The 14,293-nt window shown below is 40.7% G+C and carries 14 protein-coding genes; 3 read left to right on the top strand and 11 right to left on the bottom strand.

The window, feature by feature from the left end:
* Nucleotides 1-5 precede the first annotated feature (5 nt).
* The 7 genes from OTG27_RS12510 to OTG27_RS12480 all read right to left on the bottom strand — a co-directional run bounded on the left by OTG27_RS12510 (nt 6) and on the right by OTG27_RS12480 (nt 6,707).
* On the bottom strand, nt 6-734 hold the full coding sequence (locus OTG27_RS12510) for a ThuA domain-containing protein (RefSeq protein ID WP_098184942.1): 729 nt from the start codon (nt 732-734) through the stop codon (nt 6-8).
* 226 nt (nt 735-960) lie between these two features.
* Nucleotides 961-1,995, bottom strand: coding sequence for a LacI family DNA-binding transcriptional regulator (locus OTG27_RS12505; RefSeq protein ID WP_098184992.1), 1,035 nt, complete (start codon nt 1,993-1,995; stop codon nt 961-963).
* A 57-nt stretch (nt 1,996-2,052) separates the two neighbouring features.
* A complete protein-coding gene (locus OTG27_RS12500) occupies nt 2,053-2,871 on the bottom strand; it encodes a carbohydrate ABC transporter permease (RefSeq protein WP_034305951.1) in 819 nt (272 codons plus the stop codon).
* Nucleotides 2,871-3,731, bottom strand: a complete 861-nt coding sequence (locus tag OTG27_RS12495; RefSeq protein ID WP_034305954.1) for a carbohydrate ABC transporter permease — start codon at nt 3,729-3,731, stop codon at nt 2,871-2,873. The genes OTG27_RS12500 and OTG27_RS12495 overlap by 1 nt, the downstream gene beginning before the upstream one ends.
* A gap of 148 nt (nt 3,732-3,879) precedes the next feature.
* On the bottom strand, nt 3,880-5,169 hold the full coding sequence (locus OTG27_RS12490; protein ID WP_268937108.1) for an ABC transporter substrate-binding protein: 1,290 nt from the start codon (nt 5,167-5,169) through the stop codon (nt 3,880-3,882).
* A gap of 359 nt (nt 5,170-5,528) precedes the next feature.
* Nucleotides 5,529-5,714, bottom strand: a complete 186-nt coding sequence (locus OTG27_RS12485) for a hypothetical protein (RefSeq protein ID WP_268937107.1) — start codon at nt 5,712-5,714, stop codon at nt 5,529-5,531.
* Nucleotides 5,715-5,867: 153 nt separating this feature from the next.
* Nucleotides 5,868-6,707 carry a YitT family protein gene (locus OTG27_RS12480; protein WP_063577485.1) on the bottom strand — a complete coding sequence of 280 codons (840 nt, stop codon included), beginning with the start codon at nt 6,705-6,707 and terminating at the stop codon, nt 5,868-5,870.
* A 417-nt stretch (nt 6,708-7,124) separates the two neighbouring features.
* Between OTG27_RS12480 and bioF the strand changes: the two genes are divergently transcribed.
* The 3 genes from bioF to bioC are packed head-to-tail and all read left to right on the top strand — an operon-like array spanning nt 7,125 to nt 9,881.
* Nucleotides 7,125-8,324: an 8-amino-7-oxononanoate synthase gene (bioF, locus tag OTG27_RS12475; RefSeq protein ID WP_268937106.1), complete on the top strand. Its 1,200-nt coding sequence runs from the start codon at nt 7,125-7,127 to the stop codon at nt 8,322-8,324.
* Nucleotides 8,321-9,070 (top strand): alpha/beta fold hydrolase, encoded by a 750-nt coding sequence (locus tag OTG27_RS12470; RefSeq protein ID WP_268937105.1) that lies wholly within the window; start codon nt 8,321-8,323, stop codon nt 9,068-9,070. Before bioF ends, OTG27_RS12470 begins: the two co-directional genes overlap by 4 nt.
* A complete protein-coding gene (gene bioC, locus OTG27_RS12465; RefSeq protein WP_268937104.1) occupies nt 9,060-9,881 on the top strand; it encodes a malonyl-ACP O-methyltransferase BioC in 822 nt (273 codons plus the stop codon). The genes OTG27_RS12470 and bioC overlap by 11 nt, the downstream gene beginning before the upstream one ends.
* 175 nt (nt 9,882-10,056) lie before the next feature.
* Here bioC and OTG27_RS12460 read toward each other — a convergent pair whose 3' ends face one another.
* The 4 genes from OTG27_RS12460 to OTG27_RS12445 form a co-directional block, all read right to left on the bottom strand.
* On the bottom strand, nt 10,057-10,734 hold the full coding sequence (locus OTG27_RS12460; RefSeq protein ID WP_057278537.1) for an ABC transporter ATP-binding protein: 678 nt from the start codon (nt 10,732-10,734) through the stop codon (nt 10,057-10,059).
* On the bottom strand, nt 10,731-11,837 hold the full coding sequence (locus tag OTG27_RS12455; protein WP_268937103.1) for an ABC transporter permease: 1,107 nt from the start codon (nt 11,835-11,837) through the stop codon (nt 10,731-10,733). The genes OTG27_RS12460 and OTG27_RS12455 overlap by 4 nt, the downstream gene beginning before the upstream one ends.
* A 99-nt stretch (nt 11,838-11,936) precedes the next feature.
* Nucleotides 11,937-13,316: a sensor histidine kinase gene (locus OTG27_RS12450; RefSeq protein ID WP_268937102.1), complete on the bottom strand. Its 1,380-nt coding sequence runs from the start codon at nt 13,314-13,316 to the stop codon at nt 11,937-11,939.
* Nucleotides 13,313-13,990, bottom strand: a complete 678-nt coding sequence (locus OTG27_RS12445; RefSeq protein ID WP_053533625.1) for a response regulator transcription factor — start codon at nt 13,988-13,990, stop codon at nt 13,313-13,315. Before OTG27_RS12445 ends, OTG27_RS12450 begins: the two co-directional genes overlap by 4 nt.
* Nucleotides 13,991-14,293: the final 303 nt, after the last annotated feature.

Genomic DNA, 14,293 nt, shown 5'->3' with positions numbered 1-14,293 from the left:
CTCCTTCACTTCATCTCTTTGGATGAGATGGATTCCAACGGTTCGGCTTTACCATAGTTCGTTGCGATTCCGAATTCCGGCTTGACCCAATCAACGGCATTTTTAATCACACGTTGAATCTCCGGATTATGGTAGGTAGGATATGTTTCATGTCCTGGACGGAAATAGAAAATCCTCCCTTTACCCCGCTGATACGTGCAACCGCTTCTGAATATCTCCCCGCCTTCAAACCAACTGACGAATATTAATTGATCTGGTGCAGGAATATCAAAATGTTCCCCGTACATCTCTTCCTTTTCAAGCTCGATATATTCACCGATTCCATCAACGATAGGGTGACTCGGATCGACTACCCAAAGCCGTTCCCTTTCATCCGCCACCCGCCATTTCAAATCACAAGTCGTTCCCATCAATCGTTTGAAGATTTTTGAAAAATGTCCAGAATGGAGGACGATGAGACCCATTCCCTCGAGTACTCGCTTGTGAACCCTTGCAATGATTTCATCCTGAACTTCATCATGTGCAACATGCCCCCACCAAAGCAGTACATCGGTTCGTTCCAGTACTTCCTCGGTTAATCCGTGCTCTTCTTCATCGAGAGTAGCGGTCCTCACTTCGACCTGTTCACTTTGTAAAAAGCCGGCAATTGCACCATGGATGCCATCCGGATATACTTTTGCTACTTCAGGCTTTGTTTTCTCGTGGCGAAACTCATTCCATACAAGGACTCTCATGAACAACCTCCTCCATTCAAGAATCATTTCACGGCAACTTGTTTTGATGTTTAACTATTACCTCTTTATTCAAAACGCAAACGTTTGCGTTAGGGATGATCAAAATATAAGAACATACTTATCGACCTTAGAAAGTATGAATTTTCAAAAATAATAGTGATAATCTATATTGTAAATTTATGTTAGCAAAAATCAAGCTTTAATTGGTAAAACTTTTCTACAATTTTCATTTAATTTCCTTTTCAGCAACAAAATGCGACTCTCGCTTTATGATTTTGGTAGGAATGCTGATGCTCTTTTCCATCATTTCCGGATTCGCAATAAGATCGAACACGCATTTTGCGGCTTCATACCCTAACTGATACGTATGGATATCAACCGTTGTCAGCGGGGTACTTAAAAATTCTATGAATTCTGAGTGGTTAAAACAGACGACGCTTATTTGCTGCGGCACTTTCAAGTTCTTTTCAGCTAATACTCCAAGTAAGAGCACACCCAATAAAAGATCCATAACCAAAAAAGCGGTTGGTGCCTCCTTCAATTCCAGCAATTCGTCAATCGCCTTTATTCCATCCGTTCGATTTAAAGGAATCAATTTGATATATTCCTGTCGCACATCCACCCCGGCCTGTTCCATCGCTTGTTGAAAGCCTGTCAAGCGGTCCTGGATCACTTCAAACTCGGGGCTGCCTCCTAAAAAGGCGATTCGCTCATGTCCAAGATTGATTACAAACTCCGATACTTCCCTGGCCGCTTGAACATTATCGTTATCAATGAATGTGATACCGCTCATGTTCGTACTTGGCTTCCCGATCAAAACGAACGGGAAGCCCTGCTTCAATAAATACGGCACCACTTGATCGTCCTTTTTAGAGTACAAAACAATCATGCCATCCACTCTTCTGCCCTGGACCATTTTCACGACATCCTCAAAGATGGAATCCTCCGTCTCGCCGGTAGTCAGAGAAAGACTGTACCCTTCTTTATTACAGAAATCTCCGATGCCCCGGATCACTTCGGGAAAAAAGGGATTATAAAGTGATTCCCTTGCCGAACTTTTCATGACGATCCCAATGGCCTTAGTTGACTTTGTGACTAAGTTCCGGGCATTTTCATTCATATGATAGCCCATTTCCTTTAATACCTTGCGTACCTTGCGCTTGGTCTTTTCACTGATTGTCGGGCTGTTATGGATTACACGCGATACCGTTGATGGAGCGACATTTGCTTTTTTGGCAACGTCTTTTATAGTAACAGACAAATTCATCAACACTCCCCGTTCACCGCACATGGTTTAATATTCCCTATATTTAAATAGTTATTTAACGGCTCCATCTGCAATTCCTTTAATAATTTGCCTCTGAGCAAAAAAGTACGCAATGATGACTGGAATGATGGATAAAGTAAGTCCAGCCAAGGCGAGATGCCATTGCTTCGTATATTGTCCGAAGAAGAAGAATAATTTAAGTGGAATGGTCTCCGATCCCGCGCCGCCAATAACAAGGGATGGCAGCAAATAGTCGTTCCATATCCAAATGACATTCAAGATCCCAACTGTAATGGACATCGGCTTTAATAGTGGAAATATGATATACCAAAATACTTGAAATCGGTTTGCACCATCAATCTTTGCTGCCTCATCTAGTGAGAGGGGAATCCCTTTTAAGGTACCATGATATAGGAATATGGATAGACTGCAGCCAAAACCTAAATACATGAAAATCAGTCCAGCCTTGTTCAGCATCCCAAGCTGTCCGAATTGGGCAACGAGCGGTATCATCACAGACTGAAACGGGATCAGCATGGCTGCTACAAACACAAAGAAAAGCAGGGAACTTATTTTACTTTTGTTTCGGGAAAGAGCGTATGCTGCCATCGCAGAAAAGATGATGATGATGACTACACTGACGCCCGATATCAATAAAGAATTGAATAAAGTCCGGAGGAAATCCAATTGCTCGAAAGCTTGAGTGAAGTTTTCCAATGTCCAGGTTTCAGGCAGTCCCAATGTATCGGCAAATATATCCCGTTTCATTTTAAAAGCATTGACAAGCATTAAATAAAACGGAGTGAGCCATAATATGGCCAAAATGAATCCGATGAATCCAATCAGCCACAATTTCCATTTTCCCTTCATTACAGCTCAACCTCCCGTTTTTTATTGAAATAGACTTGTGTCAGCGAAACGACCGCCACGATTACGAAAAAGATAACGGCTTTTGCCTGTGCATATGCCATATCGTTTTCGGTGAAGGCGGATTTTACAATGTTCATCGCAACCATTTCAGTTGAATTATAGGGAGCTCCATTCGTCAAAGAAAGGTTTTGATCATAGATCTTGAACGAGTGGGAAAGCGTCAAAAACAAACTGACGGTAAAAGCAGGTGCCACTAGCGGAAAAGTTATATGGCGAAAACGCTGGAAGCTGTTCGCTCCGTCAATTTTTGCCGCTTCGATCAAGTCTTCAGGAACTGCCTGCAGATAGGCGATATAAATGATCATGATATATCCGGCCATTTGCCAGGACGTTAAAATGATCAATCCCCAAAAACCTGTATCAGTCGTCGATAACCAACCATTAAATGCTTCGATCCCCGTCAAATCACCAATCGCACCGAAGACCTTAATAAAAATGAACTGCCAAATAAAGCCGAGTATCAAGCCGCCAATTAAATTGGGCATAAAGAAAACTGTCCGCAATATGTTGCTTGATTTAATTTTCGAAGTCACGATGAGAGCCAAACTTAATCCGATGATATTGATTACCACAATTGCCGCTACGGAAAATTTAATCGTGAACCAAAATGTATCAAGGAACCCTTTATCCGTAAACAAGTCTATATAATTCTTAAAACCGATGAAATCCGGTGTCCCTAAACCGTTCCAATTCGTAAAGGAATAATAAAATCCGTAGATGAGTGGCACGATCACAACCAAAATGAGTGCAGCAAGAACAGGTGTCAAAAACAGCCAATATGCGGCATCCCGATTTCTCAACGAAACCGACCTCCTTGAAATGATTTAATAGTTAATGGGTTAGATCATGACTGGGTAATTTGATGAATCCCTTAGCGGCTTTTCTATAATAAGGAACAACCAATCGACACGTTTTTCTTGCCGATTGGTCACTTGCATTTCCCAACTCTTATTTGCTTTGAATCTTCTCCCAATTTTCAATGTTCTGTTGGACAAGTTCCTCCCAAGTCAATTTACCAGTTACGTATTTTTGGACACTTGCACCAAGATCATCATTCCAACCGACCGGATATCCATTAAACACCCATCCAATCGTATTTCCTTCTTGAGAGTATTTATAAATTTCTTTTGAAATTGGATCGGCAATTTTTTCTACATCATATCCTTCATAAGCAGGAATGAATTTAAAATCTTCCAAAACAGCTTTTTTCCCTGCTTCGGATGTATACATCCAGTCGAGGAACTTCTTCGCTGCTTCCTGTACCTTTTCATCCGATTTCTTGTTCACTGCCCAATAGTTCGGTACACCGACCGGCATGCCTGCATTGTCTCCATTTGGAATCGGGATGATGCCAATTCCCTTTTCAGCTAACTCAGGATCCATATCATAGACTGTGTTATACACCCAGTTACCTTGCTGAATGATCGCAACCTTTTCAAGCGAGAACAGCTCCTCCACTTGTTGGGAGTAATCAAGACTTGCTGTCGGCTGGACGGAATACTCATTTTGGATATCGACCAATTGTTTAAACTTGTCACCATCCGTGAATTTAACCGTTGGTGCCTTACTTGCTTCTAACACATTCCCATCAAACTCCGGTGATAAGAATACATTGGATAAATGGTTTCCTGTCACCCACTTCTCTTTGACCGGATAAGCGAAAACTGCATCGATTTTCAATTTGTCTTTTTGTGAATCGATTTTCTTAACTGCCGCCTCTAATGTTTCATAACTTGTAATGTCATCAGGATTAATTCCGGCTTCTTTAAATATCCGTTTGTTATAAATCAAGCCGTATCCTTCCTGGTTAAATGGAAGTCCAAGGACTTGCCCGTCCTCTTCCACGCCATCCAAAGTACCGTCAAGCGCTGCAGCAGCAGCCTTCGTGTCCTTTAAATCTGTTAATCTATCTTTATATTGTGCGACATCTACCGGTCCGCCAATGTTAAACACCGCTGGCTCCTCACCTGAAGCGAACTTTGCCGTAATGGCTGATTTATAATCATTTCCGCCGCCGACTGTCGATACCTTGATCTTCACATTTGGATTTTCTTTTTCATATTGTTTTGCCAATGTCTCGAATTGCGACTTGAATTCTACCTTGAATTGAAATATATCCAGCGTCACGACATCCTTTGAGTCGCTGTTTCCGCCTGTTGAAGAAGAGCATCCAGCCAAAATCACACTAAAAATCAATAAAACAGTAAGAATTCCCCCGTACCATTTTTTACGCTTCATGCCTACCCACTCTCCCTTTTTCTCATAATATTCATGCAATTTTAAGAAAACGTTTGCATAAAATTAGTAAAATAAAAGCCATTCATTCTATAAAATTCGTAGTCTATCGTACTTCTTTTACATCACCCCCTCACAAAAACATTGCAAACGTTTACATTTATGCGCTTTATATTACCACCAAATTCCATACTTTACAATAAAATTGTAGTATATTGTAAAAAAAGGATATTAAGAACTCTCTTAATCTAATTATATGATTCAGAAACCTTTGATTATTCCTTTATCCGATTATTTATTGTACGGGCATTTTCATTCCCGGCATTATACGAAAAAAGGGAAACCCGTCGGTCCCCCTCTTTTCACTTCAATATCATCTTTACATTGGAAGGACCGTATTCATCCTTCAATTCATAATATTTATCGCTTGCTTGTCCAAATTCCTTAAACACACCGCTAATGATCAATTCATTCGTTTCCTTATCAACGACACTGTACTTGATATTGCTTTTCCCAAACTTTCTGTCATCCACTTTTAAAATGATCATCTTGGACACCTCCACATTTAATGGCTGCACTCCTCAGGGTGTGTGGTTTCTTACTTACATAATATAACAAATTATTCAGAATTTATAGATTTTTCGCCATACAAAATAAAAAAGCCTATTAGGCCTTTTCATTTCGCTTATACATTATTACCATCAGGACTTCGAGATATCCAGGAAACCTTCACCGAATACGTCCCGAACATCATGTATGGCTATAAAAGCATTGCTATCCGTTGACTGCACTATTCTCTTTAACTTCAGTACCTCTTGCTTACTTATAACGATATATAAAATATCCTTGGATTCTTTTGTATAGTATCCATGACCACTAAAAACAGTGACCCCCCGGTCCATCAATTCGGTTACTTGTTTTGCAATCTGGTCCGCTTCTTTTGAAATGATGGTGATCGCTTTTTTCGGATTCAATCCCTCAATGATGAATTCCATCGTTTTTGTTCCAATATAAAGCATTAGTATAGTGAGCATCAGACCTTCAGCGCCAATTATGAAATAAGATGAGAACGCAACGATTAAATCGAAAAACAGAAGTCCGTAGCTTAAGCTCCATCCCAAATACTTATTCGTAATTCGGGCAAGGATCGTCGTACCGGCAGTAGTGCCTCCAACACGAATGATCATGCCAATACCTGCACCGGCAAAAACCCCGCCAAATATCGCATTGATGACCACTTCATCTGAAGATATCGTCCAGCTTTCGGTTAAATGAAGGAAAAGTGAATTAAAGGCAACGGCTACGATTGTATATACCGTTGTCATTTTCGACAAAAATTTATAACCGACAATGAGCAGGAAAGCGTTAATGATCAAACTTAACAGTCCTGGTGACCATTCAAAAAGATAAAACAGTATGATGGTTATCCCTGTGACTCCTCCCTCACCAAGCTCATTGGGAATGACGAAAAGATTTATTGCCAAAGCGAAAATAAAAGCTCCTATTAATATAAAGAAAACATCTAAAGAAATCTTTTTCATATTTATACCCTTCCTTTATGTAATGGTTAATGTGAATTCTGTTAAATTTCACTGCTCTATAGTAACATGGAATTCCATTTAATCCTTCAAAGATTTGAAGGTTTAACAAAAAGACTACCTTGGAAGTTAGATTATCTTCAATGAACGAGCTTAATACATATTTTTATACATTAGCTTAACAAAACCACCGCTGCCCAATTCTCCTTAAACTGATTTTTCTGGTTAGATTCATGTTCCTGGCTGGGATCTAAATAATCTACCAGCCTTTTCCGACCCTTGAATTCTCCCAGATTAATGGATCATTACTTTATTCTCATGCTCATTTTCAAAGCTTGACAGTTTCATTGAGTCATGATTAGAATAATTTATATGTTAACCTATATTAATTTTAGTTGACATATAAAAAGGAGAATGGCCATGCACAGTGAAAAACGTTTACTTTGTTGGGAAGAAAAAATAAAAAAAGAACTGGCTCATTTAGAAGAGATTTCGCAAAAGCGCGAACTCGCATCAACCGTATGTGCCGAGCAGCCTTGGCTTACGATCAACGGGTGCAGGATGCTTAATCTAGCTTCTAATAACTATTTAGGATATGCAGGAGATGAGCGGCTGAAAACGGCTATGGTTGATGCCGTACATACATATGGTGCAGGAGCAACGGCTTCACGTTTAATTGTTGGCAATCATCCTCTTTACGAGCAGGCGGAACAAGCTCTTGTCAATTGGAAGAAGGCCGAAGCAGGACTCGTCATCAACAGTGGTTATAACGCGAACCTTGGAATAATCTCCACCCTGCTGTCCCGTAACGATATTATTTATAGCGATAAATTGAATCATGCAAGCATTGTCGATGGAGCTCTTTTAAGCAGAGCAAAGCATGTACGCTATCGCCATAATGATTTAGATCATTTAGAAGCATTTTTGAAAAAATCACCGATTGAAGCACGTAAATTAATCGTGACGGATACGGTCTTCAGCATGGATGGTGACTTCGCTTATCTAGAAGACCTAGTTCGGTTAAAGCAACGTTATAACGCAATGTTAATGACAGATGAAGCACATGGAAGCGGCATTTACGGTAAAAACGGTGAAGGCTATGCAGGTCATCTCCATCTTCAAAATAAAATAGATATCCAAATGGGAACATTCAGTAAAGCGCTTGGTTCATTCGGTGCCTATGTTGTCGGGAAAGAATGGCTCATCGACTATTTAAAAAATCGCATGCGCGGATTCATCTATTCAACTGCACTTCCCCCTGCCATACTCGGTGCTATAAAAACAGCGATTGAACTCGTACAGCAAGAACCAGAACGCCGCTCACTGCTCCAAACACATTCAGAATACTTTAGAGAAGAACTCACAAATTACGGGTTTAACATTTGCGGAAGCCGATCACAAATTGTTCCTATCGTCATCGGGGAAAACGAAAAAGCGATGGAATTTGCTGCACGTTTGCAAAAAGAAGGAATTGCCGCTATTGCTGTCAGGCCGCCGACCGTTCCTGAAAATGAAGCGAGAATCCGGTTTACCGTAACGGCTCTCCACGATAAAAAAGATCTTGATTGGGCAGTTCAAAAAGTTTCGATCATTGGAAAAGAAATGGGTGTTGTTGAATGAAGCAGCCGAATTTAGTCGTGCTTCCTGGTTGGGGAATGGAAAAAGAGGCTTTTCAACCGTTAATCAAACCGCTGTCAGAACTATTTCACCTTTCATTTATAGATTGGAGAGATATGAAGGCACTAAATGACTTTGAAGAACGGGTCATAAACACAATCGCTTCCATCGATGGTCCTGTTTATTTATTGGGCTGGTCATTAGGATCACTAGTATCACTTGAACTTTCAAGTTCTTTTCGAGAAAGAATAAAAGGTTTTATCCTTTTTGGCGCAACAAGTCGGTTCACTACAGGGGAAAATTATTCAGTTGGCTGGGATCCGCGAATGGTCGAGCGCATGAAGAAACAACTGCCGCGCAATAAAGAAAAGACTTTGACTTCCTTCTATGAAGCGATGTTTTCCGATGCTGAAAAAGAAGCAGGTTTTTATCATCAATTCACCAAGATCAGTCAAAGCGAGTTTAATGGAGATGATGTGTTTTCGCTTCTGATTGGACTGGATTATTTACTTCAGAAAGATGCTCGAGCAAGACTCGACCGGATTGAAGCCCCCTTTTTAATGCTTCATGGGAGGGAAGACAAAATTTGTCCACTTGAAGCTTCATCTTTCATTAAAGAGAATCTGGGTGGGAAAGCCGAGGTTCGTATTATCGAAGGTACTGGTCATATTCCATTTTTCACAAAACCAAAGGAATGTATGGAGCATATAAAAACATTTATTCAAAAGGAGTACGTTCATGATAGATAAACGATTGTTAAGCAAGCGATTCAGTGAACACGCGCAAACATATGATGCGTATGCCAATGTTCAAAAAAACATGGCAAAGCAATTAGTGGATTTGCTTCCTCAAAAAAACACCAATCATAAAATCAATATTCTTGAAATCGGCTGCGGCACCGGTTACTTAACCAGGTTACTCGTCAAAACATTCCCTAATGCCGCCATTACGGCTGTTGATTTGGCACCCGGTATGGTTGAAGTGGCAAAAGGATTAACAAAGGAAGACCGTGTTACATTTTTATGTACGGACATCGAAGAAATGGCGCTAAATGAAAATTACGACTTAATTATTTCCAATGCAACGTTTCAATGGCTGAATGATCTTCCTGCAACCCTTGAAAAACTTTTTACACGATTAACGGCGGAAGGAAGCCTGATATTTTCAACGTTCGGAATAGATACCTTTCAAGAGCTTCATAGTTCATATGAACAAGCGAAAGAAAAGCTTCAACTTTCCATGGATAGTTTACCAGGCCAAACGTTTTACACTCTGGAAGAATTATCCCAAGTTTGCGAAGCAGCAATCCCCTATTCAGCAGCAGCTCCAATCGAGATTACAAAAATAGAAAAGCTTGAACTGGAGTACTTTCAGACAGTTCGTGAATTTTTCACTTCAATCAAAAAGATTGGCGCTGCTAACAGCAACAAAGAAAACTACTGCCAGCGCCCTTCCCTTTTTCGAGAGTTAATCAACATATACGACACAGAATTCCGAAATGATTCAGGTGTGAAAGCAACCTATCACTGCTTGTTCTTTAAAATAAAAAAACATGAATGATCCGAAGATAACCAGCTGGGATACAAGCAAAGTATTATACATAATCGCAAATCGTTAATATAGTTACGACTAGTATTCCATCCGCTTACTGTCGGTTAACCATCCCCTTCAAGCAATTCAGTCCGCCGCCACTCCTAATTCCTTTGGAGAGGCGGCGGATTTTTTACGTATAACTTCATCCAAATACCTTGCCATCCGTAATATTGACCACTCGATCACATAAATCCAACATTCTTTCATCATGCGTTACCATGATGGCCGCTTTATTTCTTGATTTCACCTCATGTGCAAGCATTTCAACAACATCCCTGCCTCTTTTGGAATCAAGACTTGCGGTTGGTTCATCCGCTAAAATGATTTCTGGATCATTCATCAGCGAACGGGCGATTGCTACACGCTGCCGCTCACCGCCCGACAGTGCTTCTGGCAGGTGATCTGTCCGATGTCCAAGTCCAAGGTGGCTAAGCAATTCGTCCGCTTTTTTCACAGTTGTTTTATCTCGCTTGCCGATCAATTCGGAAAGCAGCAGAAGCTGATCTCGTACGGAGAGATATGGCACAAGATTCGACGATTGGAATACAAACCCGATCTTTTCAAGGCGCACCCGAGTCAATTCTTTTGGGGATAGTGTTGTAATATCCTCACCATTCAGCAGTAAGCGGCCTTTGCTCGGGGATAGTAACGCACCTGCTATCGAAAGAAAAGTACTTTTTCCTGAACCTGAAGGACCGACGATGGCGACGAATTCCCCCGCTCTCACATTCAGGGAAATATCATCAAGGGCTTTCACCTTATTATCGCCTTCCCCATAAACCTTACTGACGTTTTCAAATAATAGTTTATCCCCCATCATGATACCCTCCCTATTGCTTCGATCGCGTCTATCTTCGCTACTCGGTATAGGGATAGCAGCGAACCCAATACGGATACAGCCAAAAGTAATACGGAATATTTAATGACCAAATCGGCACTCAATTCAAATGGCATTCCTTCTGGCATGATTAAAGTGACGCCGAATGTCAGGGCAACACTGACGGCTATGCATGTCACGGCAAGCAGCATTACTTGACCAACGATGCTTTTTGCCAGGTAGCCCGTATTGGCCCCCAGTGCTTTAAGGACTCCAAATTGATTCGTCTTCTGCAAAGTAATCACATAAAAGAATACGGCCAAAACGAAAGCTGCAATGACAAACAAAAAGGCAATCATCATCGTCAATGTCCCCTGTTCCTCTTTGAACCCTGGTATACTCTGAAGTGATTCTTCTTTCGAAATGAGCGTTACACCTTCAGGCAATGATTCACGTACATTCTCTTCTGACTTCGAATCCATTTGCACGGCTATTGCGCTGATTGAGTCTTTACCTTGATTTTTCAATCCAGGATTAATCTCCTGCCACCCCTTAACACTCATGTAAACTGCGGGTGTATGGCTGTAAGACTGCTTTTCCGTAAAACCAACAATGGTGAAAACATTACCTGATAGGTCATCTTTAAGTGAATCACCCAATTTATAACCGACTTCTTTTAAAGAACGATCTGCAACGACTTCACCTTGTTTCTTATTGTCATAGCTCGTTCCTTCTATGACCTTTGGTGCTAGGATCCCACTGGCATTGGTCGCAAAAATAGTGGCATCCGTTTTCTCCGATGATCCGATTTTATTCAATGTGATCATCATTTGCCCAAGTCCTTCGGCTGCTTTAACATCCGATATAGCCCGGATTTCATCAAGCTTTTCCATCGATATGATCGATCGATTCAATTTATTTTTAGAGTCATGCTCCATGACGAAATAGTCGGCTTTCATGTTTTGTATGGATGAAGCATTATCTGATGAAAGTCCATTAGCTAATCCTGAAATGATAAAAACAAGCAAAGCGACCAATACCATGATCAGTCCAATCAGCAGATAACGTAACTTTGAATGCTTTAGTTCACGCATTGCCAAAAACATCATTTCATCTCCCTTTTCTTTTGTTTACCAATCAAGTCCTGCTTCAATCGGTATGACTCGATTGTAAACACTCAATATGAATGGAAGATGAACAACTGATTACATAAAGGGCAGCCGTATATAAAAAGTGGTCCCTTTACCAAGTTCACTTTGGACTTCAATCGTCCCTCCATGAAGTTCAACCGTCTTCTTCGTGATCGAAAGTCCTAATCCGCTGCCTGTTTCACTTCTGTTCCTCACTTTGTCGACTTTATAAAAGCGATCAAGGATATAAGGGAGGTCTTCTTCTGGAATTCCAATGCCCCTATCCGCGATCATCACTTCAACAGTACTGCCTATACTTTTAATCCGAATATGGATTGAACTGCCGCTTTCCGAGTATTTAATGCTATTGGTTATCAAATTCGTCCAAACTTGATTTAAAAGTTTCTCATCTGCAGAAATGGCGGTGGACGGCAAATCCATTTCGATCACCATATCCTTTTCCCGCCAATTCCATTCCAGCATGAACAACACCTGCCGGATTTGCTGCGCTAAATCGAACTTTGACCGCTGTAGCGGATCATCTACTTTATCCAACGAAGCAAGCATGAGCAGCTGTTTGCTTAACGACGACATGCGCCTGCTTTCTTTTTCAATGATGGATAAGTACTGATTTCTTTGTTCCTTTGTTAATTCCTCCGATTGAAGGGTTTGGGAAAAACCTTGGATGGATGCAAGCGGAGATTGAATTTCATGAGATACATTCGATACGAACTCCTGCCTCATATCATCCAACCGCTGTATGCTTTGAGTCATTTTCGAGAAGTGCTGTGCCAAGTCCCCTATTTCATCGCTTCGGGAGACATTCAATTCACTACTATAATCCCCATCGGCGATTCTATTTGTAGCCTCCGTTAATTTCGTAATCGGCTTAACGATGAAACGCGTATTAATGATCACAAATAAAAAACTAAGAAGTAGCGTCAGAACGAGTAAAACTGCAAGGAAAAAGCGAAATTCGCCAAACTGCAGCTCTATATTGGGCCTTACAAACAATGCATGCTTTTCACCATTCACGTTCATCGGGACCCCAATGCTATTAATTAATACATCTTCAAAAAAACCCGTAATAAATAACCCATTATTATAATTGGCGATCCCTTGATAGGTATTCCCATTCAAAACTCCGGAAATCGTGTCGCGGTCCAAATTCGTTTCCCGAAACGGCTCACCATATAAAGTTCCTTCACCCTGCTCATTAAATAGATACATTTGATAGTGCAATCCTGCAATATGGGTTAAATACGCATCAATATCCTGATCAGGATTCTCCTCATATAAGGAGACGATCTCACTTGCGACTTTGCTTATCTTCTCACCATTGTTGGGTTTTTGAACCTGATGATAATAGACATTGGAAATTAAAAAAGCGATGACACTGGCAAGCACCATGATCAAAATGGTTTGAATAACTATCCTGAAATAAAGTGTTTTCACTTCTTGTTGACCTCCAGTTTATAACCTAAGCCACGGACAGTCGTTATGACAAAGTCATCGGTCCGGCCGGCAAAACGTTCCCTCAACCGTTTAATATGGACATCAACCGTTCGATCATCCCCTGCAAAATCAGCACCCCAAACCAGTTCAATAAGCTGCTCACGCGTAAAGACCTGATCAGGAAAACTTCCCAGCTGAGCCAGCAGCTCAAATTCCTTAAGCGGCAGGAGCAGCGTATTCCCCTTTATTCGCACTTCGTAACTTTTGCGGTCAATCACCGTTTGATTCAATGAGATGGATTCAGAATTCACCATACGGTATCTTCGCAATAGCGCTTTTATCCGAAATAGAAGTTCCCTTGGCTCAAATGGCTTCACGAGGTAATCATCCGTACCCGCAAAGTACCCCTTTTCCTTATCGATAAGTTGATCTTTAGCTGTCAATAAAATGACGGGCAGATCATATTGATCCCGGATTTCCTTACAAAGATCCAGTCCGTTTTTATACGGCATCATTATATCGACAACAGCCAGATGGATCCTTTCCTTCTCCAGTAACAAGGAAGCTTCATTACCGTCCTTCGCTTCCGATACCATGTACCCTTCCTTTTCCAAGTGAAATTTAAGCAACTCCCGAATATGCCGATCATCATCCGCAATTAATATATGTATCAAAGAAACCACATCTCCACTTCTTTTATAGCCCTGGCTAAACATACAATAGCAATAATTAAACCTGTAAAACAACAAATACTAATTCAATTTCCGGTTCCTTATAAACTAGTTTGCCGCTAATATACAGCACCTTCTTATTTTTTAAAAAAAATAAAGTCAAAAGCGAACAGAATCTAAAAACCCTGTCCGCTTTTTTCCTATAGTGAACCGCCATATTCACACTAGTTCAGCCCTAATGATATTTTTATTGCCCAAAAGGGTTTTAAATATTCTGAATATAAATTATAATTGTTTTATTTCAAA

It is taken from the genome of Peribacillus sp. AS_2 (assembly GCF_026891895.1).
In the GTDB taxonomy this organism is placed as follows: Bacteria; Bacillota; Bacilli; order Bacillales; family DSM-1321; genus Peribacillus; species Peribacillus frigoritolerans.
This window is presented reverse-complemented; position numbering and strand designations above follow the sequence as displayed.